Origin of the sequence: Runella defluvii (assembly GCF_014195535.1) — a bacterium.
Lineage (GTDB): Bacteria > Bacteroidota > Bacteroidia > Cytophagales > Spirosomataceae > Runella > Runella defluvii.
In genome coordinates this window covers 54,466-80,189 of sequence record NZ_JACIBY010000023.1, presented here as the reverse complement: position 1 = coordinate 80,189, position 25,724 = coordinate 54,466, and the positions used below count along the sequence as shown (strand labels likewise).

Annotated in this window: 15 protein-coding genes; 8 read left to right on the top strand and 7 right to left on the bottom strand. The window is 41.3% G+C overall.

What is annotated here, in order from left to right; genetic code table 11:
- Window positions 1–220 precede the first annotated feature (220 nt).
- The 8 genes from FHS57_RS29490 (at window position 221) to FHS57_RS29455 (ending at window position 11,479) form a co-directional block, all read left to right on the top strand.
- A complete protein-coding gene (locus FHS57_RS29490) occupies window positions 221–574 on the top strand; it encodes a hypothetical protein (RefSeq protein ID WP_183980039.1) in 354 nt (117 codons plus the stop codon).
- Window positions 575–1,023: 449 nt separating this feature from the next.
- Complete coding sequence (locus tag FHS57_RS29485; protein ID WP_183980037.1) at window positions 1,024–2,913, top strand: sensor histidine kinase; 1,890 nt, start codon at window positions 1,024–1,026, stop codon at window positions 2,911–2,913.
- Window positions 2,910–3,473, top strand: a complete 564-nt coding sequence (locus FHS57_RS29480) for a response regulator (RefSeq protein WP_183980035.1) — start codon at window positions 2,910–2,912, stop codon at window positions 3,471–3,473. Before FHS57_RS29485 ends, FHS57_RS29480 begins: the two co-directional genes overlap by 4 nt.
- Before the next feature lie 110 nt (window positions 3,474–3,583).
- Complete coding sequence (locus FHS57_RS29475; protein WP_183980033.1) at window positions 3,584–6,457, top strand: TonB-dependent receptor; 2,874 nt, start codon at window positions 3,584–3,586, stop codon at window positions 6,455–6,457.
- 31 nt (window positions 6,458–6,488) lie between these two features.
- On the top strand, window positions 6,489–8,375 hold the full coding sequence (locus FHS57_RS29470) for a sensor histidine kinase (RefSeq protein ID WP_183980032.1): 1,887 nt from the start codon (window positions 6,489–6,491) through the stop codon (window positions 8,373–8,375).
- A 164-nt stretch (window positions 8,376–8,539) separates the two neighbouring features.
- Entirely contained in the window at window positions 8,540–10,423 is a 1,884-nt protein-coding gene (locus FHS57_RS29465) for a sensor histidine kinase (RefSeq protein ID WP_183980031.1), read from the top strand.
- Window positions 10,420–11,043 (top strand): response regulator transcription factor, encoded by a 624-nt coding sequence (locus FHS57_RS29460; protein WP_183980030.1) that lies wholly within the window; start codon window positions 10,420–10,422, stop codon window positions 11,041–11,043. The genes FHS57_RS29465 and FHS57_RS29460 overlap by 4 nt, the downstream gene beginning before the upstream one ends.
- A gap of 136 nt (window positions 11,044–11,179) precedes the next feature.
- Window positions 11,180–11,479, top strand: a complete 300-nt coding sequence (locus FHS57_RS29455) for a hypothetical protein (protein ID WP_183980029.1) — start codon at window positions 11,180–11,182, stop codon at window positions 11,477–11,479.
- Between the two features lie 11 nt (window positions 11,480–11,490).
- Here the strand turns inward: FHS57_RS29455 and FHS57_RS29450 are convergent, their stop codons facing one another.
- The 7 genes from FHS57_RS29450 to FHS57_RS29420 form a co-directional block, all read right to left on the bottom strand.
- Entirely contained in the window at window positions 11,491–11,817 is a 327-nt protein-coding gene (locus FHS57_RS29450) for a hypothetical protein (RefSeq protein ID WP_183980028.1), read from the bottom strand.
- Window positions 11,765–12,079 (bottom strand): hypothetical protein, encoded by a 315-nt coding sequence (locus FHS57_RS29445; RefSeq protein ID WP_221225764.1) that lies wholly within the window; start codon window positions 12,077–12,079, stop codon window positions 11,765–11,767. Before FHS57_RS29445 ends, FHS57_RS29450 begins: the two co-directional genes overlap by 53 nt.
- Window positions 12,080–12,203: 124 nt before the next feature.
- Window positions 12,204–13,628: an ATP-binding protein gene (locus tag FHS57_RS29440; protein WP_183980027.1), complete on the bottom strand. Its 1,425-nt coding sequence runs from the start codon at window positions 13,626–13,628 to the stop codon at window positions 12,204–12,206.
- 249 nt (window positions 13,629–13,877) lie between these two features.
- Window positions 13,878–14,837 carry a tyrosine-type recombinase/integrase gene (locus FHS57_RS29435; RefSeq protein WP_229601491.1) on the bottom strand — a complete coding sequence of 320 codons (960 nt, stop codon included), beginning with the start codon at window positions 14,835–14,837 and terminating at the stop codon, window positions 13,878–13,880.
- Window positions 14,827–15,225 carry a hypothetical protein gene (locus tag FHS57_RS29430; RefSeq protein ID WP_183980026.1) on the bottom strand — a complete coding sequence of 133 codons (399 nt, stop codon included), beginning with the start codon at window positions 15,223–15,225 and terminating at the stop codon, window positions 14,827–14,829. Before FHS57_RS29430 ends, FHS57_RS29435 begins: the two co-directional genes overlap by 11 nt.
- A 424-nt stretch (window positions 15,226–15,649) precedes the next feature.
- Entirely contained in the window at window positions 15,650–25,105 is a 9,456-nt protein-coding gene (locus tag FHS57_RS29425) for a Tc toxin subunit A-related protein (RefSeq protein ID WP_183980024.1), read from the bottom strand.
- Window positions 25,106–25,118: 13 nt separating this feature from the next.
- Window positions 25,119–25,724 carry a hypothetical protein gene (locus FHS57_RS29420; RefSeq protein ID WP_183980022.1) on the bottom strand — a complete coding sequence of 202 codons (606 nt, stop codon included), beginning with the start codon at window positions 25,722–25,724 and terminating at the stop codon, window positions 25,119–25,121.

The following is a 25,724-nucleotide window of genomic DNA, read 5'->3' as shown; positions in this document are numbered from 1 at the left end:
AGAAAACCGAAAAATTGGTCGGAAGCCTTTGCCAACTTAACTGATTACTTGTATGCTGTATGCCATCAAAGATAAACACCAAAAAATGGTGGTTTTCATTGACGAATTACCTTAGTTTATCAAAGGCAATGTAACCGATCGAGACCATACGTGGGAAAGTCTGGCCACCTACACCAATTATGCCAGGTGGGCAGGTTACGCTTTTGAAAATATCTGCCTGTTGCACCAAGCGCAAATTCATAGAAAGCTAGGTATCTCAGGAGTTTATACGCAGGTATCTTCGTGGAGATACCACGGAGATTTAGATTCAGAAGGTTCGCAAGTAGATTTGGTCATTGATAGAAAAGATGGCATTATTCATCTGTGCGAGGCAAAGTTTTCGTCAAAAGAATTTTTATTGAGCAAAGACTACACCGCTAGATTAAGGAAGAGAAGAGCCATATTTGAATATGCCACAAAAACAAAAAAAGCAGTGGTAAGCACTTTGCTCACCACGTATCCTGCCATCGAAAACGGTTATTATTTAGAGGAGATTCATACTGAAGTAAATACGGAGGATTTTTTTGTAGAATAATCGTCCTCTACCTACCCATAGATTCAAAAAGTCCACTTACCTCACGCCAAGATAACAGGACTTTTTGAATAAAAAACGGAACAAAATGGCCGCTATTGCACCTTCACGACTTTGAGCAATGAGTATTATTATCATGCACTCATGCATTTAACATCCAGAAAGACAAAGGCTCGGGCAGCGTTCCGCATTTACAGCCTCATTTCCACCAAAATAAAACCTGCATTTGTATCGGATTGAACTTATCGAAAAAATTAAAGAAGGTAGAGAAGTTGCTGTGGGAAGAGATAAATCAGGGGTAGAACCTCAAATGGGTAGAAAAAATCATTCATTTAAAGCAATTACATAAACAAATATTTCATATAAAAAATACCTGCTAGCAGGTATTTTTTATAATGCGTTTTTACTCAATTTTGTGCGGTTTACCATGTTGACTCTTCGATTAAGAATTTATGCAGCAATTGCTACGACTACTGACACCTTGGTGCGTTGTCATTTTAGGGATGTGTGCTATCCCAAGTTGCACCCCCAAAAAGGCACCTCCTTCGCTTCCGACGGCGACGGTGAGGATTGATAGCAATTTTAGTTCCCAATCGCTCAACCTTCACGTGTGGGTGAGCACCCAATTCAAGACCCAAGACCTAGCTCGTCCCGAGTTCCGAGCGTGGTTTGAGAATCATCGTGTGCAGGTCAGTCAGAAAAAAGACGCTATCCTGTTGGGAAATTTTCGTAAGTATCCGCAGGCTTGGTTTTATACGCAAGTGATTAATACCACCAATACAAGTCAGCAGTTGGTGGTAGATGAGTTTAACCGAATCCGCTGTGATGATTTTGAGGTGCTGACCTTCCAAAACGGTATTGTCAAAAGTTGGGGGCATATTAGCCGTGCTACGCCTTTTTCGGGGCATCCGCTTCCCTTTTATTCGTACGCCGTGCCTTTCACCATTCAGCCCAAAGACACCCTTCATCTGTTGATACACAGCCAACGCCACTATGGTGGACATGAAGTAAACCTAAACATTGCGACCTATCAGACTTACCTAAGCGAGCATATTTTTCATTTTTTGTCGAAAGTGTACCAGGTCATTTTTTTTGTTATTTGTGCCCTTATTATGTTCGTTTTAGGGAAAATGTACCGTTACAAAACCATGACGTACCTTGGTTTTTATCTTCTCAGCATACTTGTTTCAAACCTTTCCTCTTGGGGTTTTACGGATGCTCTGTACAGTTGTATGGATTTTATAGCCCTATCGGGGGGCAATTCGGGCACTTTTGGAGTTTTCTTAGGTATTTTTTTCTATCATCCTTTCAACCAAGAATTGATGAAAGGTATCCCCAAAAATGAGACGGTATTCAAAGTAATTACGTATTCAATAATGGGAGTCAATCTGGTGGCAGCCTGTTGTTATTTACTTCCTGCCTCTGTGTTTAATACCATCTATACGTACATAGACTTCCCTCTTTTGTTGTTGATTTCTCTTATCCTTCATCTTAGTTGGCTGCTTTTCTGTGCGCTCTGGGCGTTATTTAAGGCCAAAATTTACTATTTGATTATTGGCTTGGGAGTGGCTTTTTTACCACTTTTATTGCAACAACTCAATATTTTCAATGACAAGAATAATGTATTGCTCCAAGTAAATCAACCAACTTTTATCGTGTATGCGCTCGGGCTTACCATCATCAGTATCTATCTGTTGCGAGAGCAGTTGATTTCTCGGAGAAAACACGAAGCAAGCCTCAAGCAAGTACAAGAATCGTTGGAAGAAATTCGGAAAACAGAGATTGAGACTATCGGGCGCAACTTGCACGACAACGTGGGTAACATTCTGGTATCGGCAACGGGTTATTTGCACCTCCAACAACCCAAAATCGAGCTATCGCAAACGCTCATCAACGAAGCCATCAACGAAATCCGCTTTTTGAGCCACAATTTGGTCAAAGACCAAGACGCCCCGCTGCACGCCAAGCTCGCATCGCTGGTGAGTCGCTTCAATGATTTCTCAGAAACTACGTTTGTCTTTCAAGATTATTCCAATGGCAAACTCAACGGGTTGGATTCTATCATGCAGCAAAACATCTACATGATTGTGCAAGAAGTGTTTACCAATATCATCAAACACGCGAAAGCCACCGAGGTATTTGTACAGGTATTTGAACGAGAAGGTAACACGCTGCAAATCATTATTGAAGACGACGGAATCGGTATCTTGAATTTTACCGAAAATAAAGGAATTGGGCTTAAAAACATTCAAAAACGGGCCGACATTTCCAAGTTGACGCTCAACGTTGATTCTACCCCAATGGGTACTAATTTTATCATCGAAACGCCAAATATGCCATGATTAATACTATAATTGTAGATGACCACACCCTTTTTAACAACGGCTTGTGCTTGATTTTGAATGAATCTCACCAATTTAACGTCATCGAACAAGTATATGATAGTCGCCAAGCCTACTCCAAGTGCTTTTTGTTGCGCCCAGCGTTGGTGATATTAGATTATAACATGCCCTACTTGAACGGCTTGGAGGTAACCAAGCAAATAAAAGCACTGCCTTACGGTTGTAAAGTGGTAGTAGTGAGCATGTATGCGGACCGTAAAGAATTGTCGTTGCTCCAGGAAATAGGCGTGGATGGCTACGTTGCTAAGACCACAGCTTCGCCCTTACTTGTTGATGCGCTCTCGCGAACGCTGAAGGGAGAGCGGCTGTTTATAACGGATACGTTTGGAAAAACAGTGGCTTCAGAAAACAAGCAGCAATTAACCAAGCGAGAAACACAGGTGTTGGAGCTAGAACAAGAGCAATACACGACCCAACAAATTGCGTCAGCATTGGCCCTGAGTGAATATACGGTGGAAACACATCAAAAAAATATCCGTCAAAAAATGAATATAAAATAGCCTGGTGAGGAGATTTTATGTTTTGAAGCATAAAAGGCATAAAATTTAATTCATAAGTATTTTTATTAGTAGTTTTTGGGCTATTTTCGCATTCCTAACCCAAAAGCTATATGAAGAACTTCTACAAGGTGTTATTTTTTATTTATTTAACTATTCATGTAACTACTGCTTATTCTCAAAACTTCGTATCAGGAAAAATTGTTAACCCAAACACTTCAACGGTTGTAGTAGGAGCCACGGTGGTGCTGAATGGCACTTCGATTGGCACAACGACCGATACCAGCGGTTATTTTAAGCTAGTGAATAACCGCCCATTACCTTGGGAGCTGGTCGTCAGTGCCGTAGGGTATCAAACCCAAACCGTCACGGTGAAGCAAACTAGCACTAGTTTGGTGATTCGTTTGGCAGAGGCCAACCAGCTTCTGAGTGAGGTTGTGGTTTCGGCCTCTCGCAAAGCTGAGAAAGTGCAAAACGCTCCCGCCTCGGTGTCGGTACTGAGTGCAAAAGTCCTCAATACGGCTTCCGTGGCCATCGACCCCGTCAGAGAACTGGCCAACGTACCTGGGGTGCAAGTCCAGCAACAATCGGCGGCCCGTCTCAATATTGAGATGCGGGGTTCGGCGGCCTTGTTCGACACCCAAGTGTTCCCCATTTTGGACTATCGTAGCTTGGTGGGGCCAGGCATTGGGACTTTTCAGTCGGACGGTTCAGGGCTTAATTCGATTGATTTACAGCGTATTGAGATAGTTCGCGGACCAGCTTCGGCCTTGTACGGGCCAGGGGTAGTGTCGGGGGTGGTGCATTTTATCTCCAAAAGCCCCATTGATGCCCCAGGTACTTCAATTGAACTTATCGGCGGTACGCTCAATACGTTCGGCGGCTCGGTTCGCCACGCCATTCGTTCCAAAGACAAGAAAGTTGGATTTAAGGTAAACGCCCATTTCAAAAAAGGAGATGAATTTACGCTCGACGGCTCCGAAGGGACACGAAATGCAGCGGGGGTGTTTACGAGTCAATTGTCCAAATTTAAAAAGCAAGTACAAGACCCCATCGTTAGCGATCAGGGAATTGTGGCGGCCAATCAATCGGCAGCTCCGATACTGCTCAAACAGAGTGATTTAGACCCCGATAGCGATGGGAATATGATGCAAAATTTTTGGCAAAACTCTTCCATTAACGGAACACTAGAGTTTCGTCCCAAGAGCGATACTAAAATCGTGTTGGCGGGTGGTACCAACAGCTATTCGTCGGTGTATTATAATTCGCAAGGAGAAGGGCTCGGGCAAGCCACCGAATATTGGACCCAAGCTCGCTTCCAGAAAAAAGGGCTGTTTGCGCAAGTGTTTTACGTAAACAACAACGGAGGTAGCCTTTCTAAGCCCAGCTTTTTGTATCAAACAGGACTGAGTACGATTGTTGCCCGTCAGCAGTTGGAAGGCCAAGTGCAATACAACTTCGTCACCCCCAAGTTCCTGAATGCTGATTTTACCGTGGGGGCCGATTACCGCAATGCCACCACCGAGACGGGGCGCAAAGTATATGGACGCAATGAGGAAGACGACGATTACGTGGTAGCGGGGGTTTATGCCCAAGGAAAGTTTGAAGTGTCCAAAAAACTCGATGCCGTCCTCGCTACTCGTTTCGACCGTTTTAATTTTATTGATGCAAGTGCGCTCTCGCCTCGCCTCGCGTTGGTGTACAAAGCCGCTCCGAATCATACGTTTCGTGCTTCCTACAACATCGCCAAGGCCACACCTAGCGGGTTGAATACCTTCATAGATTTTCCTGTGGCAGTCCCCGTGCCTGGCCTTTTTGACGTGTGGTTGAGTGGACAGAACAAAGCACAAAAATTTGGTGATAAACCCATGATTGACTTCACTGCCCCAGGTTTGCCCGATTTGCCTTACGGTACACCTGGCTTACCATTGGCAGTGGCCTACGGAGCCCTGACCCCATCGCTGCTGATTTCGCTGCAAGCGGCTCTGCCCGCCACTATTTTCCCGTTGGTGCAGGCCATTTTGACCAACCCTGCCAACGTTCCACAAGGTACTACGGGCAAGTTTACGGGCTATAATCTTTTTACGGGGCAACCCTTAGCGCCCGTGGATACCAAAACTGCTCAAATAAGAACCGAAAAATCGTTTGAAATCGGTTATAAGGGTACATTCAACCAAAAACTCACCGTCACCGCTGACTGGTATCATATCAATGCCTCTGGTTTTCAAAATTTTACGGCCATCAGTCCTACCATTCGTTTTTCTGACCAAAACCTATCGGCCGATTTGAGCGGTGCTGTGCGTACTACCGTCACGACCCAACTCGCTGCCGCACTCCAAGCCAATGGTATGCCTGCCGCAGAAGCGATGGCTACTGCCAATCAAATCGGGGCGGCTGTGGGGGGCGCTTATGCCCAAGGAGGTACGGCTTTGGTCAATCAACTGACGCCGCTCTTTGGTATTTTTGGAACGGTAGAGCCAGACCTTGCCCCCAAAGACAACATGGCCCACAACATGGCAGGATACCGAATTTTTGGCAAAGCCAACTATTGGGGCATTGATCTTGGCATCAACTACGCCATCAACAACGATTTGTCGGTTTTTGGTAACTATTCGATGGTCAACAAAAACACGTGGAACGCCACCGAACTCGGCGAAGACCCCAACTCGGGCTTGATTTATACCCTCAACATCCCCAAATCAAAATACCGCTTGGGCTTACTGTACGCTCCCCAAACAGGCTGGCGAGCCAACGTGGCCTTTCAACATGACGACTCGTTTTTTGCTAATTTTGGACAATACTCAGGCGATACCGACGTGAAAAATTTAATTGATGCAGGCATAGGCTATAAACTCAAAAACGGTCTTTCGCTCGACCTTACCTGCACCAATTTGTTCAATCAACGCTATCGTACTTTCGTCAACATGCCCATCATTGGTCGGCGTGCCATTGCAAAGTTGACTTACACGTTTGGGGGTAAAAAATAAAATACAGTATTGGTTCTTTTATTAATCACTTATGCAGCTTTTACGAATTCTTAAACTAGTGAGCGTAGGCATTCTTTGCTTGTGCATTGGCCAAAGCTGCACTACCAAGAAAACTCCAACCCCAGCGTTAAAGTCGCTAACGGTAGTGATTGATAGCAACTTTACCTCGGAATCACTCAATGAGCGGGTATTGGTTAGTACCAAAATCTCTAAAAAAGACTTGACCCGACCCGACCTCAAAATGTGGATTACTCAACGCACCACTAAGGTCAGCCAGAAAAAAGACGCTATTATGGTGGGGGATTTTCGGAAGTATCCAGAGGCCTGGTTTTATATGCAAGTCATCAATACCAGCCACACGAGTCAGAAGTTGGTGGTAGATGAGTTCAGTCGGATTCGGTGCGATGATTTTGAGGTGTTTACTTCCAACAATGGAATCGTTCAATACTGGGGAAAGATTAACCGCGCTACGCGCTTTGCAAGCTATCCGCTTCCATTTCTTACTTATGCCGTGCCTGTCACAATTCAGCCCAAAGATACCCTCAACTTGCTGATACACACCCAACGGAACTACGGGAATCATGAAGTAAATCTTAGTATTGCTAGCTACCAAACTTACGTGGATAGGCATTTGTATCTCTTTTTATCCAAAATTGCTCAGGTTATTATTTTTATCATTTGTATTATCACCATGTTTGTTTTGGGGCGGATATTTCGCTTCAAAATAATGACTTACCTGGGCTATTATCTTATTAGTTTACTTTTTTTTATTGTTTCGTGCTGGGGATTTGTGGATTTTGTTTTGAAAGCCACAAGTATTGGCTTATCAGGTAACAACGCACCCACATTCGGTCTTTTTGTAGCCTGCTGTTTGAATCATCCTTTCAACATGGAATTGATGAAACCCGTACCCAAAAATGAGAAGTTATTCAAAGGAATTAGTTATTTGCTGATGGGTACCAATCTGTTTGCCTCCTGTTGCTTTTTTCTTCCAAAACATATCTTCCCCTCAGTAGATGCTTACTTTTTTCTATCCAAAATAGTGTTGTTTTTCGTACTAATAGCTATAATTTGGGTACTTATCTGTTCTTTAATGGCACTAGTAAGGGCCAAAATTTATTACATTGGCCTGGGATATAGCATAGCACTATTTGCAATTTTACCACTACAAATTGTTCGCCTCCTTGATAAATCCCCTTCTTTGATAATAATTGATCTACCCGTTTATACGTTATTCACTATTGGATTTACCCTCATTACTATCTATATGCTACGCGAGCAGTTGGTTTCTCGCAAAAAAATGGAAGAAAGCTTACAGCAAGAAAGAGAGTCAATGGAAGAGATTCGTAAAACGGAGGTTGAGGTCATTGGGCGTAACCTGCACGACAACGTGGGCAACATTCTGGTGTCGGCCATGGGATACCTTCATCTCAATAGTCCCAAAATCGAACTATCACAAGAACTCATTAAGGAGTCTATCAACGAAATCCGTTTTTTGAGCCACAATTTGGTCAAAGACGACGACGCCCCATTGCACACCAAGCTCGAATCGTTGGTGAGTCGTTTCAACGATTTTATGGAAGTGAGGTTTGTTTTTGAAGACTATTCCAAAGGCAAGCTCAACTCGTTGGACTCCATCATGCAGCAAAACATATATATGATTGTGCAAGAGGTATTTACCAACATTGTAAAACATGCCAAAGCCACGGAGGTATTTGTACAGGTGTTTGAACGAGAAGGCCAAACGCTGCAAGTTATCGTCGAAGACGACGGCATCGGGATTTTAAATTTTACGGAAAACAAGGGAATTGGGCTTAAAAACATCCAAAAACGAGCCGATATTTCCAAATTGACGCTCACCGTGGATTCTACCCCTTCGGGTACAATGTTCATCATCGAAACCCCAAAAATAGCATGATGCCCTCCTTTTTTTAGATGTCCATACGGTTGCTGGCGCTCGTTGGAACTTTTGCTACTCTTTAGCGCTGAGTACTGTAAATCATGGTGATAGCTATTTTTTTGGAAATTTCTTTTCGTGTAATTTGCAAAATGATTAAGCTTTTATTCTGATTAAAAAAAACGATGCGGCAGTTGTTAAGGAGGCTCATACGATGGAGTGTAGCGGTGTTGTGCTGCCTGTGCGTTGGGCAGAGCTGTACGTCGCCCATAGCCCCGCCCAAACCTCCGCCTGCCTCCGTCTTGATTGATGCTAACTTTAGCACCCAATCGCTCAATGAACAAGTGTGGGTAAGTACCAAGCCCTCTGTTCAAGATCTAAGCCGCCCAGACCTCAAGACTTGGTTTTGTAAAAATACAGTCAAGTTTAATCAGAAAAGAGAGAGCATCTTGCTGGGAAATTTTCGGAAGTATCCCCAAGCTTGGTTTTATGTACAATTGATTAATGTCAGTTCAAAGAGTCAACAATTGGTGGCAGATGAGTTTAACCGCATCCGCTGCGACGATTTTGAGGTGATTACCGCTCAGCATGGCACTGTTCGGTCGTGGGGGCGCATCGGCCGCAGTACGCCCTTTTCGGGTTACCCAACGCCATTTCTTACCTATGCAGTACCATTCACGATACAACCCAAAGATACTATCAACCTACTGATACATACACAGCGGCACTACGGTGCGCACGAAGTAAACCTTAGTATTTCGACGTACGAAAATTATTTGAGCGAACAGATTATCCTTTTTTTATCAAAAGTATTTGAGATCATCGTATTTGTTATCTGTGCCTTAGTGATGTTTATTGTGGGCTGGATATTTAGGCATAAAACCATGGCTTACCTTGGTTTTTATCTCTTAAGTGTGGTGTATGTAAAACTCAACTACTTAGGATTTACTGACGCGTTCACCAACTTTACGGAGATTGGGTTGTCAGGAACCAATGCCAATGTGTTTGCGCTGTTTGTATCATGTATTGCGATACACCCCTTTTGGATGGAATGGATGAAAGCAGTACCCAAAAATGAGAAGGTATTCAACGGTATATCGTATTCGATGATGGGTTTTAACCTGCTTTGTGTGGGTTGTTATCTTTTGCCAATCCGCTTTTTCAATACGGTGTATGCTTACATAGACTTATCTCTTCTGATGCTGATTTCGTGTTTAGTAGTTCTCTTGTGGATGTTTTATTGTTCATTATTAGCATTGTTGAAGGTGAAAATTTATTACATGTTCATTGCCCTTGTGGTTATTTTTATTCCGTGGTTGTTACAACAATCTAGTAGTATTTTTTTTGGTTCATCTCCTATTTTAACTTACATAAATCCGCTGACTTTTATTGCGACGCCCGTTGGCCTGTCTATTGTCACCACCTATTTGTTGAGGAAACAGTTGATTTCTCGCAGAAAGTACGAAGAAAATCTCAGTTATATGAAGGACTCCATGGACCACATTCGACGAGCGGAAATTGAGTCCATCGGGCGTACTCTGAACAACGAAGTAGGCAATACTCTGGCCTCTGTTTTGAACTATCTGAATATGAAAGAGTTTAAGCGTCATGTGGTCAAAGACTTGATTTTGGATGCTATCAACGATCTGCAGTTAATTAGTCACAATTTAGTCAAAGACGATTCGCGCGTACTTAGTGAGAAGGTAGCCTCTTTGACCGAACGACTGAGCGATACAACTCTTACCCAGTTTACGTTTGATGATTTTAGTGAAAAAAAATTTGACAGCTTGCCCCATACTATACAGCAAAATATCTATGCCATCATTCAGGAGTTATTAACCAACGTAGTCAAACACGCTCAAGCGTACGAGGTATTGGTGCAATTTTTTACTACCGAAGGTATTTTTCGGATAGTTGTAGAGGACGATGGCCTTGGCTTCGATACGCAGCAGGTAAGTGGTGGCATTGGTTTAAGTAATATTTATAAAAGGTTAGCTCTTATTAATGGACAATTAACCCTAGACTCAACCCCTCAAGGAACAACCGCAATTATTGACATCTCGTTATGACAACAACCACTGTACTTATTATTGATGACCATCCATTGTTTAACGATGGTTTGGCGCTTATTTTAAAACAAAGTAGTGATTTTAAGGTAGTTGGGCAAGTGTATGATAGCCGTCAAGCACTTCACCAATTTCAACTTCTCAAGCCAGCGTTGGTTTTAGTTGATTTTAACATGCCTCATTTGGATGGGTTGCAAGTAATAAAACAATTAAAAACATACTTGAATACATGCAAGGTGGTAGTGGTGAGTATGTACGCCGATTCGAGAGAGCTACTTATGTTTAAAGAAGAGGGAATCAATGGGTTTCTTCCCAAAACGATTCACCCCGAACAACTCTATGAAACCCTCCGTGCAATCATGGATGGGGAGTTGATTTTTCGCTCAACGAAAGTGGAGAAACCAGAGGCGGTCAACGACAATTTTATCCTCAAATACCGATTGAGTAAACGAGAAGTTGAAATACTGAAAGCCATCAAAGCGGGGAACTCAACTGAAAAAATTGCTGAAATATTGAATTTGAGTTATTTTACAGTAGAAACGCACCGCAAAAACATCAATCAAAAACTCAACATTCAAAGCAGGCAGGAGCTTTTTGATCTTCTGGATAAGATTGGTTTTTAGAAAGAATGGATGTGCTTAAAGTACCAAAAGCATAATCTACGTTTTATAATTTTAAAAATTATAAAATATTGAATTTATTTCGTTATTATTACGTTATAAAAACAAGTAATTCAGTGTTAGAAATGACAATATTCTTATGCCAAAGCTAGACCGCTCTGATTTTAAATACAACGCCAAAGTCTTTGAAAAAACCTGCCTTTGGTGTGGGACTATTTTCTTTGCCAGCCGTTCTACTGCTAAGTATTGTTGTGGAACATGTAGGGGGTATGCCAATCAAGCCAAACAATCTGAAGAAGCTGTGCCTTATGATGAAACTGAAAAAATGATTTCGGCACTGCTTTCTGAAAACGCCTATCTCAAAGGACAACTTCAAAGGTATGTGACTGAAAATGAAGAATTAAGAAAACAAATACAGCCCCTTACAAAAAATAAATAGCAAGCTTGGGATTATGCGACAAACCCCAAGCCCATTTGAGCCAAACCATAAAAATGTTGAAAAGTGACATCTACTTTTTGAGAAAATACCAAACGATTGTAGCCAGGTTCAGGAAGATGATGCCCTAAAATTTGTTGGATTTCCCATCTGACCTTTTCTTGCGTGGCTTTTTCTTTGTGCCATTCCTGAATCAGGATTTTGTTTTTGGCATCAAATAGCTTTTCCAATAAGGATTGTTCCAACAGTTGCAAAAGTTCCTCAAACTCTTTAGCGGGGTATTCGTCATCATCCTCCGTTTTTGGGAGTTTTCCTTTGGTCCCTTCGGCATAGGCAACCAAGGCCCTTTATGGGCTTGCTGTTTCCTTCGTCATCGTCCACGTCCAATCGGTAGGGAAAATGCTGAACGATGTGCTTGGCGATTTCTTCCAGACGGTCGTCGCGGCGGCCTCCACTACCAATTCGGGGTTGATTTGCTCCACACGCGGCACACTCTTTTTGTAATAAATGGGCAACTGTGGCACCATCTTCAATGCTTTGCGCAAAATTGTATTCCGATACGTATGATCCAAACCAATCTTTCGTAAGCTCACTGCGGAGCAAAGGCGTACCCGTAAAAGCGATGTATTGGGCGTTGGGCGGTTATTCTCAAGGGTTGTACTAAAAAAGGTGTTTAACTATTTCGACGAAAGGTTTCCTGAACGATACTAACATCCAACAAGCACATTTATTGAAATAAGGCTTCCATTGTCAATTCGTTTTGAATAATTGAAGTCGAGTATTCGTTGGGTTTAACGCCAAAGGTAGTGAGCATGGTCAGGAAAATAGATTTTTTTGTGGCCGTTTCTTCCCTGAATGACTCGATTTTTTGTCGTAGTTTGGCATCATACTCTTTGGTAATTACAAATTCATTGATTGAAAATTTTATCTCAAACAAATTAATCACTTGGTCTCTTCTATCAATGACTAAATCTATTTGACTACCTTTCTTTTCAGCGTAGCCTTTGGTGTGCCAAGAATACGTATTGCTCAACACTCCACCTATGTTTAAGGCCCGTTTTAACTGAGAAATATGGGTAAAGCATACTTGCTCAAACGCCAAACCTGACCATGCCCTAAAGGATGGATTATCTATCTTATTCAACCAGATATTGGGTTCATACTTACCTGCTGAACTGATAAAGCGAAAATAAAACAACGTATAAAAATCGGATATACAGTAGAGCGAATTGGCCGTTTTATTACCAAATTTCCCCAATTTAGCAATAAACTCACATTCTTCTAATTCATTGAGTGTCTTGGTGATAGCTCCACCTGTGGTCATTTTCGTGTATTTCAACAACTCATCCCTGGTCAAAGCGCCCCCCTTTTCAAAAATTGTTTTTAGTACCAACTCGTGCTTTTTAGCGTTTCTGAACAAAGAAGAAAATATGTAACTAAACTCCGTTCTTAACTTACCATCATTTTTAAAGCATAAGTCCTCAATGTTCTGCATAGCACTGTTTCCTGCTTCAACTTGATCCAAATAATACGGAATTCCACCCATGACCATGTACAATTGAATGATTTGGTAATGGTCTAAAACAATGTTTTTTTGAGAAAAATAAGCCTTGGTTTCTTGTAAATCGAAGGGTTCAAGTTTGATTCTTTCCGTTACTCGATTGTACAATCCACCCGTATTTTTTATTAGATTATTGAGCATCCACGAAGCCGCAGAACCACAGACAATCAACAACACGTCGTTTTGAGCACTTGCCCAGGCATTCCAAAAAAATTCCAGCCCCATCATGAAATCCGACTTTTTGGTATCCATCCAAGGCATTTCATCAATGAATATCACTCTTTTTTTTGCTGACTTATTTTTTTCTAACTCTTTGATTAAAAGGTTAAATGCTTCCAACCAGTTAGAGGGAACTGCATAATTATTTGAAAAATAATTATTGAGAAAAATGGTGAAATTGGTCAATTGCTGTTTGGTATTACCTTTAGCAAGTCCCGTAGCATAAAAGTCAAATTCATTTTTGAAGTAGCTTCTAATCAAAAATGTTTTCCCAACTCTCCTCCTACCATAAACTGCCAAGAACTCAGATTGGCTCGAAGCTATAAGCTTATCTAATTTTTGAATTTCTCTGATTCTACCAATTAATTTCATTTGTTCATTCTTTTATTATTAGCCAAATTTACACAAAAAATACACTTTTGGCCAATTATACAAATAATTGTTAGCCAAAAATAAGATATTTATTCAATTATGGCCAATAATTGAATAAATACAAAGGCTATGTTATCCACTTGAAGAATGAATTTAAAAGTATTAAGAGACGAATGTCAAGGCCGCTGAGATTTAAATAAAAAAAGGCAATCTGATATTCTGGTCAGAATATTCAATTCTTAGGCGCTTTCAAAGTCCTAATTTAGTGGCAGCATTATGCTCCTTAATGTCTTCGATTCGGGTGTATCGTTGAATCATCAAACTCGTTTTGTGTTTGGATTGTCGCATTATTTCCGAATCATCAGCCCCGTTGATTTTGGCTATGGTTATGAAAGAAGCTCTCAACGAGTGAGCAGAATAGCGTTCCCCAAAATATTTCTTAACTGTCTCATAAACAGTCATATCATTTAAGCGTTCGTCTGTAATTTTATCACCTTTACGCACCCGCACAAACAAGGGGCCAGTGGCGTTATCTAAACGGCTTATCCAATTTTTTAACGTTCGGATGGGACAAAAGTCTGCTTCTGGACTAAAGAAAAAAGCTTTTTCTTCTGCTTCCCCATACTGATTGGTTTTACTTTTAGATAAAGAGATAATCGCGCCATCATCGCTAAAATGTACATCCTCGATATTCAGGCTTACCAACTCTGAGCGTCGATAGGCTCCTGCAAATCCCAACAGAATCAAGCACTTATCACGTAGCCCTGCATTGGTTGTAGTATCTATTCCGCGTAGAATATTTTTGAGTTCTTTCATCTTAAACGCAGGTGCTTGCTTCTGACGCACCCCATTCGTTCGCTTGATACCCTCCATAACAGCACGAAAAGCCCTGTCTTTAGTCGGTAAATCAAGGTTATTTAATTCGTGGAGTTTACGAATAGCGGATAATTTTCGGTTGATACTCGCCCATTTATGCGTATCGGCCAGATGCGAGACGTATGCTGCCAATGTAGCGGCTGTGGCGGGCATTTCAACTTGGTTAGTTTCAGCACACCAACTTCGGTAATACTTAAGATCAGTTTGATAGGCTCGTTTTGTATTAGCGGCTCCGTCAAGCCCTTTACGGGCGTAGTCGACTACTTTTTGGGAAAGTATTTTGCTAATTGGTTGCGCTGTATGTACCTCTATTTTAGCTGATTCACTGTCCATCTTCACTACTTTTTTTAGAATCATTCCATTTTTCCCAATCATCCGGACGCAACAATTTTTGAATGTACTCATCCATGCCCAGGTCACGGCGTTCCATCACATGGCGCCGAAATGGCCAAGCAGTTTTGGCCGCTTCAAATCCTTGCTTCTCAAAAACCTGTCTAGCATTGTCGGGCAGCCCCTCAAGCCAATCCTCAAAATCCTCCATTGTCTCCTCCCCCTTTGCAAGGCTCATATAGCGATACGACGCATTTCCAAAGTTGAACAACAAAACCAAAAAATCAAATTGATCCACTGGGCTTTTCTCCAAAGCCTCAATCTGATTCTGTCGGATTTGCTTATTTGGATGTTTGACATAAATGAGCTTTTCTAGTTCCTCTTGCGACATAATTTTAGATTTTTACAAAAATACACATTACTTATGATAATTAAAGCTTATCATAAGTAATAAAACCTTTTATAAACACATTTGACAAAAGCAATAAATCCAAAAATAATTGGCCTTTTTCAAACACGAGACATTAAGCAACTTTAAATTGAGTCGCACGGTAAGTTTGCACCAACACTTGTGCGTAGATTTAATTAAGTTTTTGGCAAAAAAGCGACCGAAAAAAAGAAAATTGAACTAAAAGCAACTGTAAACGCAAAAAGAAAGCCTTTATCATATCCCTACTACCGACTCCCCCAAGCACTATCAAGCCATCAAAAAAGCATAGTCGAATGTATCGGGCAGGTTTAGTTTTATGAATATTTTAAAGGATATGTTCTCAAAGATTGGCTATACTCACCAATCTTTGAGAACAATTAATGTACTATTTTTGAATAAACCTAATGACCATCCATGCACTCTTATCTGACACTATATTTTGAGGTAAAGTCAATTTCCAGTTCTCTAACTTTAAGTCTTGCTCAGAAAGGGCACAAGTTTTTAATTCACCTATTCCCACACTTGGGCTGAGGTCTTCCTCATTGAGTGCAAAAGTCCCGTTAATATCAGTAGCAATGATAATATTGGTGGCTTTGATTTTATCCTTATTATGAGCAGCATAGAACGGCAAAAAATGTTTAACTTTACTCAAATCCATAATTTTTGGCGCATCAGGATTAGCTTCATCTTTAAAAGTAACAGCTTTGTGCCATTCTGTTGCCAAATCGTGTCTTAAATCTATAATCGAGAATAAACCTTCATTTCTTGCCAAGTCTTCACTTGATTTAATAAAATCTTCGACACTTTTTCGCGCTTGCCCACCCAAACGCTCGCCGCCTTCGATAGCTGTATAACGGATATGAATAATAGCATCCGAGATGGTATTGTAGTCAAACTGGCGGAAGGTTGGCAACTCCAAACGCCATTTGCTGATACACCCAGCGCCTTCAAAAGGCAAATATCGTTCGTCTTTAAAATTCAGCTCAAACATTCCACCATCATTTTGGGCAGAACTGGCGGCAATAGCACTGATGGGAATAATAAATGAACTAAATCGCTCATCGCTTTCTTCGATGTTTTCTACGTAGTTTTTGCCACCAATGGCTGTGTTGCGAAATTTGTTTTCCAATAAACGCAAGGTCGCATTGACACCCGTATATGGCCCAGCGATGCACGGAATAGAAATAGATACAGACTTGATACGACGTTTGTAATGACCTGGATAATCCATGTCAAACAATAACTCAGGCAGTGCAAACTCACATTTGCCTGTTTCACGAAGCTCTAAAATTGCCAATGGATTCATATGGCGAAGCGATACGTGTTTGGTTATTTCGTAATCATAACCACGATTTTCTTGATAAGCTGCTTCTAATTGCTTCAAACCTACATAAAGCTGCTCACCTGATAGTAAACCATCACGCCCTGCATCCCAATAACCCGCTTGAATAAAGTTAGTACTACTCAATCCTCGCTCAAAGCGATAGGTTTTTTCTGCTTTTTTTGCCAACTCATAAGCCAAATTATAAACCTGACGGTAAAGCGCTTTGAGGCTATCGCGCATCCAAGTGTAGAGTTCTTCGTTGCTGTATTTATTTTTCAGAAACTCCTCTACTTCTTTGGCATTGTCTATTTGCTGTTGATGATTAGCAATTTCTTTGTTGGCAATATCAATCCGAACCTGCTGCGCCGTAACCTGCTTGTCTATCTGCTTGATTTCGTAACCTGCGGCATTGGCTTGCTGAATACGGTCTTGTAAGGCGCGAGTGAACCCGCCTTTCTTGCTAGCACTATTAGAAGCAAAAGAATGTTCGGCTGCATCTGTTTGCATCCATTTTGCAATGGCCTGAGTCACATTCCCTAAATTAGAACCGCCCCATTGCATTTGTCCTCCTACACCTAATGGAGTAGCACAAACCCCTATCGTTGGAATTGCATGAAAAATACTGGCTAGCGATTCTATTTTACCAATACTATCTTGAAGATCATGCGCATCTTGTGCCTTCTCCATATCTTCCTTCTCAAAAGATATTAGTTTCAAGCCACTATCTCCATCAACAGTAACAATTTCGTTAGGCAAGCCATTAAACTCACCCCCTTCTGATGGTAAAAGGCTTTCTTCCAGTCCTGCCAATTTGAGGAAATACTTCATACGCTCCTCAGGTGCTTTACGGTTGTTACGTAGCGTTATTAAACTTTTTTGTGCTTCGTCCAATTGCAGTTTTTTAACTTCCATGACAAGGTTGTTCATGGTGTTTTCATGCTTGGAGCGTAGTACTGACAAAGTTTCATTATCTCGTTTTTCCATGGCTGAAAGCATAGCCCCACCGAGCGATTTGAGTTCGCCACAGAGTTCTAAAGCTTTTTGTAACAGATAATAGAAGCGATAGTTAGGCATTGGCGTGTTGAGGTCGTTCAATACCGAAGCAATGCTCAACCCTTGAGCAGCGGCCTTAACCAAGAGCGCAGGGTCAATCGGTGGTTCGAACAAGGGCAATTTTCTGAATACGCCTTCTATATTTTGACAATGGCGAATTTTAAATAATCTATCGGCTAAGGTGTCCCAATACCCCATGAGTTTGGGATTGTTAGGAATACAGAAATACAAGGTAGTAGAAAAACCGAACACGTTGGCAAAAGCAATTTCATTGCCTACTTTCTGCAAAGGCATCGTTGTTTGGTTGCTAAATGGCGTTACCAGCTCTAACTCTGCCATGGCATTGCCAGAAGCGTCCCACCTATCTAAAAGGCTTAAGTAGGTTTGTGGTTTCACTTTTCCTCTTTTGGGTATCATCATCGGGTGAGGTCCCAAGATATGCGATGCCAAGATGTAGAGTTGGGTGGCCTGATTGATACTTTCGATCGTATCTTGACGATAGAGATAATCACCCCAAGCCATGAGATTGTCTAAATATTTCATCACCACCCACTTCATATAAGCCACCGAGCGACCACGCGCCACGACGTGGGGCATAAAGGGTTTGTTGCGCCACTCGTTTATATCTTTATCTGCTTCGTTGGGTTTTAGATTATTGAAAATATTGTCTAAGATGCGTTTGCTATCTGCTTCCTTAAATGGCAAAAACTGCCAAAAACGGGTATCATCGGGACCTTCTGCCAAGGGGCTAAAAACAAAGTGATACCACTTCATGGCCTCTTCAAAATGCTGCGCTTTGCTAAGTTCATTGGCCAATGCCATAGGCGTATGGAAAAACAATTCCCAATTGTACAGCGAATAAGGGCGTTTGAGTTCGTTGTATTTTTTGAGGCCATAGGCTCCAAAAGCGTCATCGTTATCGCTGAGGTTTAGATTGTGTTTGAAAAAATCCGATAGTTGTCCTGTGTTGATATGTTTGAGTAAGTTGTCTGTAAATGAATGGTAAAAATTCCCCCAAAGGTTTGCATTTGAATAATTTATCTGCACATCACTCTTGTTGATAATGAATGTAGCATCATCATTAGCCCAATTGTTGCCATTGTCACTTAGTTGTAGAGACTGAATTTTATTAGCTACCTTTTGGAAAATTGTAACACCTCCAAACTCTGTTTGAATTCCTGTTGGTATGATTCCTTCAATTGCTGCAATATTATTATCTGGTTCAAAATTACTACCTGAAAAAGTAAAGCCTTTAAATGTTAGCGTATCATTTGTCCATGTATCTTCTACATGAATTATGATGCCATTAGGTAGTTTTTTAGGAATAAATGAGAATTGATCAATCGCCCTACCAGGAATAATATCCGCCACTAAATGATCCTTTGAAAGCTGCTTTTGTGTCCATTTGCCACTACGATATTCGCTAAAAGCCATTTTAATCTCCCAATAATCTATTGGTTTTATACTATCTGGAGCATTATCAGAGGATTCACGTATCGTTTGGGTTTGCGAAGCTGGGTTTGGCCTTGTTTTTTTCATAAACTGTGGAAAAAATATGAGCAGCCTATTATTCCACACATAAGGTGTCAAATAACAGCCATTATAATTAACATCCCTTCTAAAAACCCCAAAAAGAAATCTATCTTTTATTGTTGCATTATTTTCTTTTCTATAGAATATAGTACCATCTATTTTTCCTTTAATACCCTTTATTTCTACTCCTAAGTCCCATATCCTACCCTTAAATCTGCCACCTCCTGTATCAAAAGTATCATATTCCAAACTTGTTACGTTCCTATTACCTTCAAAATCAATGGAAGTAATTTTTACTTTATTAAGATTATTAGGATTGCCATTAAACTTTATCCAATTAAAATCAAAAGTTTCGGATGTATCATAACTCGGAATATCCACTTGCATCTTTTCCCAAGCATACCAGTTCATTTCATCTAAAGCTAAATAGCGGTAAAAGAAAAAATACGGTGCATTACGGGTGCGAGAAAACACATGAAGTTTTGCACCTTTACTCCAATTATCGCCAGTCTTTGTGCCGTCAATGTACAAACCTACAACCTCCATATTTGCCACTTCATCTACTTTATAGAGATAGTTTTTTAGGGCATCTTGTACATTGTCTTTGGTGATGTCTTTTTGCAACAGTTCGCTTTCAAGTTCCTTGAAAAACGGGCTTTTGTCGTCGCGGAGGTTGCTTTCTATCCAGTTTTCGGGATATAAGAATACTTTGCGGTTGGCTTCCCAAACCCGATAACGCTGCATCCATTCCCAACGCGGACGGTCGAGTGTATTTACACTAATGCCTTTTTCTAAACCCAAGAAGCAACGTTGTACAAACAACTGCACAGAATTAATGGCTTGCTTGATGCGAGACGTTTCCATACAAGGCTCCATCTGCACGTCTATCAAAAAATATTCAAACAAACCATCGGCATCGGTTACCCCAAAGTCTATCAGTTCTTGGCGTTGGAGTAGATAAGCAATCAGCGCATTTTTTTGATTGTTACGGAGTTGGTCATGTAGTGGTTTAACCACTTGTTCCCAATCAGTTTGGTTGTACTTTGCTCGTATGGCATTTTTGATACTGTCGGCTATTTGGCGGCATTTACTAAACTTAGAAGTTGGCACAGCCCATTCAAACAGCAAGTCAATATCAACGCCTATTTTGTCTGCTACTGTTAAGGCATTCTGCAATTTTAGCAAGTTTATTTCATTCTTAAAATCCCCTACTTGGGTAATATTGTAATGATTAACAGCTACCAACTTATCAATACGTGCTTTTTTCCAATTGGTCAAAGTAGCCATTTTTTCGCTCAATTGTGTTGCATCAGCCGCAGCATCATTCGCCCACTTCCAAAAGTCTAAGATGTTGAGTTTAGTTGTAGGTAAGCTGTTACGTAAGCGGGTATAAGCCTCCAAGCGTTGCCAGGTGACCAATGTAATCGCGTTGAAATCTATGTTATCAAAATCGGCTTTGTGACTATCCAAATACTGAATTTCGTCAGCGCTTACTACAAAACCGTTAACAATCATTGCTGCCTTCTGCAATAAGATAAAGGCAGGGGTACATTGTGCTGAAGCAAAATCTGGAATGAGAGACGATGTGGGAATATTAGCAATCGCGGAGGTTGGTGTTTTCCAATAGACGTTTTTTAAATCCAAACCCACAGTTGCCAACGGATACAGTTTGCCCGCTTCTAACCTTATGCTATGGCTCCACCATTCGTTGGTAGGGTCTTCTTGCTGTATGAAAGTAAAATTTGCGCCTTCTATTCCCAATGTAGGATTCGCCGCACTATCTCTTACGATAAACGTGTAGTCATTCGTAGCTGAAGGTATCAAATAGCCATGCCAATCGGTGGCACTTGGTTGAGCTTTGTCTTTGATATTCTCAAAAATAGTGTAAATTGGCTTGGTGCTTATTTTCAATACTTCGGTTAGGAGCAAGTCGGTAGTTTTGCGTTCTAATTTGGCTGCATTTGACAGCGTATCAATCACAAAACGATGCGTCAATTCTTGACGTAAGTACGGCAAAAACAATGCTAAAAAGGCTTGACGTTTCTTCGGTGCAGTGTTGGTATCGGCTTGCCCAGCTGGAATTTCGGCAAAGGGAATACTTATGTCTCCCTCTTTCAAGATGCTTTCTAAATTTGTTTTTTCCGCGGCTGATTTGGTTTTTTCTTCCTCAAAAATACCCGATAAAAGCTCTTTGAATAGTTTGTTTTGCTGTTTTATTATTCGCTCAACCGCAGCGTTCCATTCTGCACTATTGCCCCAAGCTAAAAACTCATTTTTTTCAGCAGGAGTCAGAATACCCGTGATTTGGAGATTTTTCTCTTGGGTAGCATGATACTTTGTCTTTTTACGTAAAATTTTCAGTAATGGCGGTACATTATTCGGGTCGGCATCTTTTTTAGTATCATACTTGTCCAAGACGGCGACAAGGTTTTTTGGCGCATTGGTCAAAAACAGGGTCGTACCTTCTAAATAAACAATGATTTTTTCTACCGTTGTGGTATCGTACAAAAGGCTTGCTTTGGCCTTGATGAGTTCGAGCGTGGCCTGTGATTGCAGCGAATTCTGTTTTTCGGCATCGGTCGTTGCTGCGGCATCCGGCACCAAGTCTTTGTGTGCTTCTTCTATTGCGTTCAAGCCATCATACAGGGTTTTTGCCAACTGCAAAATCGTTTTTTGGGTTGGCGCAAAAGGCTTTCTCTCATCATCGTTATTCAAAATTATATAATTGAGTTGCTGATGCGTAAAACCTACATCTTCCATTTTTTGCCACAGCTTCATAAAAGCTAAGGTGGCGTGTGCTGACTGGAAGACATCACCAAACAAAGGCAAAATGTCAATAAAAGCTGGAATTTTTAAGCCTAATGTTTTGGACAATAACCGATAACGATATAAAACAGATACATTGTTCAATGTCAACTTATCTTCCATTGCCGAAGTCGTCATAATCATTGCCAAGTCATCAGCAGAAAGGTTGAAGGCCGCCATCAGAACAGGCAAATGGGTGGTTATTTTTTCGTTTGCCGTCAAGAAATTACCCGTCGCATCGGCCTTGAATACCTTATCAATCGCTGTCAAATTGTGGGTCAAGAACAAGCGTTGGTAGAGCGACTTCTCGCCTGCGGTACTTATTTCTGTCCAAAAGGTCAATAGTTTTACCAAATCCAAGCCTGTACGGTCGAGTAATTGCCTCACCGCCACAAGTTGTTGCAGCAGGGCAGGATTGATGTCATAATGACGATGCATCTGAGTTGCGTCTCGACATTCTTCACAATCGTCGTGAAGTTGATTGCACTCATCGTCAGCGCACCACTCATCGTAGCAAGGCTCCTCATGGCCACCTTCTGCGCCTTGTATTTCCTTTCCACTCAAACCCACAATTGCTTTGTCGGTTTCATCAATCGTCCAGCCCATTTTTCGCCATAAACGCAGAAAACGGTGTATGCGGTCGTATTCAGCTTTGATGAGTGGCGTACCGTCGAGGTGTTGGAGTATGGCGGTGTCAAGGTTGCAATTATCTTGTTGATTGAGCATCCATAAATACGACTTGCCTTCGACAACTACAAATGCGCCTTGTTCACCTCTATCGCTTATAAAAGTTCCTTGGCTGAAAAAGTCTTTGAGTTGTGTTTCCAAAAGCGCTGTTTTAAACTTTACCTCACCCGTTTTTTTATCAAGCGTTCCTGCTTCTTCATTGCCGTTCTCATTATAAAGATAGATGATATAGTCTTTGACTGTAATTGTGGGAGTTTTAATAGTTACGGCTCTTCCTTTCAGTATTAATCGCCCATTTATACAAGCTTTCCCGCTTTCAATCACAATTAATTTTCCAATTTTTTCAAAATGACATTTTACCCAACATATCACGTCCTTATCGCTTATTTTTATGCTGTTTTTGTGGGTGTCGGGACAAGCGAGTTCTTGGGTTTGATTTTGGTTGCTTAGAATGGTAATGACTTCTTTTAGTTGCGGATAAATCGCGACAAAGTTTTCTAATTTCACCAAGTCGTTGGCCATTTTATCTATGCCATGTATCGCCGCATAATTTTGTAAAAAACGATAGCTAAAATGCAGGCTTTCCATGATAGCTTTAGACTTTCCTTTGGGCATACAGGGGTTGATGTACTCGGTTTTGAGTAAATCAACCAGATTGAAATAATCAATACCCGTGCGACGTAAAAACTCCTTTTTGATGTTTTTGATCCCACTTTCAGCCATCATCGCGCCGGCATCGGCATAGCCATAATATTCGTGCAAAGGTTTTACGCCAATCAACTTTTGATACTCCGTATCATCAAGCGTTTTATTGAGAAGTTTATTTTTAAATGCTTTACTCTCAAAACTTTCTTTGGTCAGAATGACGTATTCTTCTTTGGTAATGTTCAAAAACTCGGCATCAGCCGCGCGGTCTAAGTGTTCGTCTTGCACTTGAGTCAAAAGCGCATCTGTTCCTTCGTTGTTTTTTCGGAAAGTATCAATGACCTCATAACGGCTCGTATCAAGATAGTTAAGGTAAATTCTCGCGGCATCAATGGGCTGATGATAAGGCAGGGTAAATGGATAGACCTCTTTTTTTAGGATGCAATAGGCTTGATACTCTGTATGTTGTGGCTCAGATAGCAACTCGCCGCTGGTTTCGTCTTCTACGTTGAAGGGTTTGAGTTTCTTGAAAGCCACATAATGCTCCATTACCTCATTGACCAAATCAATATAAGGCAAAATGGTATGCGTATTTTTACAAGTCAATTCCAAACACCCCAAGTCAGGGCGACGTGCAAAAAACTTTTCTAAGGGCGTGCCTGATATGTCTTTTGGGTTTGCTTTGATAGCCGTTGGGCCTATTGCATCAGGGTCGAGGTTATTGTTTCTCAAATATTGCAACAACTCCACATAGTAAGCAGCCGCGCTATAGACTGACGTACACTCGCCACATTCGCAAAAATCGGCATCGGCGAAGAGCAAATCCCAACTTAGATTGTGCTTTTCAGCGGCTTCTTTGGCTACTTGCTGCGGATTATACACCATAGACATTTGCTTAGTGCGCTCCATTTCGGTAGGCATTGCCTCTCCAACTGCCAAGTTTTTGTCAATCATAGCAATGCCCGTGCCTCTACCTACTTCTCTAAAAGCCATGAGTGCTTGCTCATTGCGTACTTGGGTATATTGTGCATTTTGGTGCAACTGAATCAATTCACTTTCGGGTAGTTTACCTTGAAAAGCCGCCGTAAACTGCCCCAATGGCATAGTTGCCACTTGCAAAGCTGTGTGTAACTTGGCTTGGTAGAGCATCGGTACGGCCTCCGGTACGGGGCTAATGGCCACCATGCGTTGCAGATTTTTGAGTTGGGTAGTCACCCCCGCCACATCGTCAATATCCTTGAAGGCATCTTTCGCTTTTAAAACTTCATAAACAGACATTGTTTTGATGTTAAAATCGAGTTGATTTTCCAAAAAAGCCGATACACTCGCCCCAACGTTGTTGTTCAACATCGACACTTGCGGGTCTTTCACCATGTTGATAAGCACAGCCGTTGGCTCTATCTGAAAAAGCTGAGTATGTAGTTTTTGAGTAACTACTTGCTGTTCTTCCAAGGGAATATTGGCATCTTTTTTCACAAGCGATAATAGCTTTTCTCGGTTAAAATTCAGTGCAACATCTCGCATGTTATTGCTTTGTACATCAGCCTGAAAAGCGGTGATAAGCGTAGCATTATTGCCGCTCCATGATGCGAGACTATGCGTAAAATCCAATTTGGGCAAAACTGCCTTGAAGGTATCATCAGCTGCCAAAAGCGGCTTGACCACTTGCCAGTCATGGTTGTGAGTAATCAACAAATCATCGAGTTTGGCACTTAGTGCATTGCCTCTAATATTAGCTGCTTTGAAATCAGCCACAAAGAAGGTTCGCAAGGGGTTGTTTGATGTATTTGGCATGATGTTGAGTGTTTCAGGGTTTAAGATTTGCTGTCGTAATTAGGTATTGATAAGCCGCATCAATGGCTTTATCTCTTTGTTGGATGTAGTTAAATAGGGAAATAATAGAAAATACGAGTACTACGAAGGCTACGAGGAAAGTACCTTGTAGTACAAAAAGTACAGCAGCAAAACATAACACTATCACCATACTTCTAAAAAATTTTGAAGCTGCCATAAACCGCTCTACGGCGGCAAACATAGCGGGTTGCTTGGCTAAAAGCACAGCACAAGCCCATTTGAAAGCGTTGATTTCTGCCTTGCTGTCATAACCGAAGGCGGCTGTTTTAATCTCGATAACTCTATTGATTAGTACTTGCCTTTGGTCTTTGTTTAAGCGGTCATATACGTAAGTATCTAAAAAAGAACTGAGATAAAACAGCAAATAGCCCAAAAAGTACGATACGCCTAAAAAAGCAACAGACACCTGCCACTCGCTGTCTATATAGGCTAACAAATCCTGCACAACTACTTGTATATCATACACTTGCCAACATAAGAGTGACATAGCGCCGCCTGGGAACAGCACCGAGAATATCTCTAAGATAGAGAGATTGGTATTTTCTGATAGTGATTTCAT

Bases quoted from the DNA above. Each gene is read 5' to 3' on its own strand.
- FHS57_RS29485 (WP_183980037.1), top strand. From the start codon at position 1,024: ATGCAGCAATTGCTACGACTACTGACACCTTGGTGCGTTGTCATTTTA.
- FHS57_RS29480 (WP_183980035.1), top strand. From the start codon at position 2,910: ATGATTAATACTATAATTGTAGATGACCACACCCTTTTTAACAACGGC.
- FHS57_RS29475 (WP_183980033.1), top strand. From the start codon at position 3,584: ATGAAGAACTTCTACAAGGTGTTATTTTTTATTTATTTAACTATTCAT.
- FHS57_RS29470 (WP_183980032.1), top strand. From the start codon at position 6,489: ATGCAGCTTTTACGAATTCTTAAACTAGTGAGCGTAGGCATTCTTTGC.
- FHS57_RS29465 (WP_183980031.1), top strand. From the start codon at position 8,540: ATGCGGCAGTTGTTAAGGAGGCTCATACGATGGAGTGTAGCGGTGTTG.
- FHS57_RS29460 (WP_183980030.1), top strand. From the start codon at position 10,420: ATGACAACAACCACTGTACTTATTATTGATGACCATCCATTGTTTAAC.
- FHS57_RS29455 (WP_183980029.1), top strand. From the start codon at position 11,180: ATGCCAAAGCTAGACCGCTCTGATTTTAAATACAACGCCAAAGTCTTT.
- FHS57_RS29440 (WP_183980027.1), bottom strand. From the start codon at position 13,628: ATGAAATTAATTGGTAGAATCAGAGAAATTCAAAAATTAGATAAGCTT.
- FHS57_RS29435 (WP_229601491.1), bottom strand. From the start codon at position 14,837: ATGGACAGTGAATCAGCTAAAATAGAGGTACATACAGCGCAACCAATT.
- FHS57_RS29430 (WP_183980026.1), bottom strand. From the start codon at position 15,225: ATGTCGCAAGAGGAACTAGAAAAGCTCATTTATGTCAAACATCCAAAT.
- FHS57_RS29425 (WP_183980024.1), bottom strand. From the start codon at position 25,105: ATGCCAAATACATCAAACAACCCCTTGCGAACCTTCTTTGTGGCTGAT.
- FHS57_RS29420 (WP_183980022.1), bottom strand. From the start codon at position 25,724: ATGAAATCACTATCAGAAAATACCAATCTCTCTATCTTAGAGATATTC.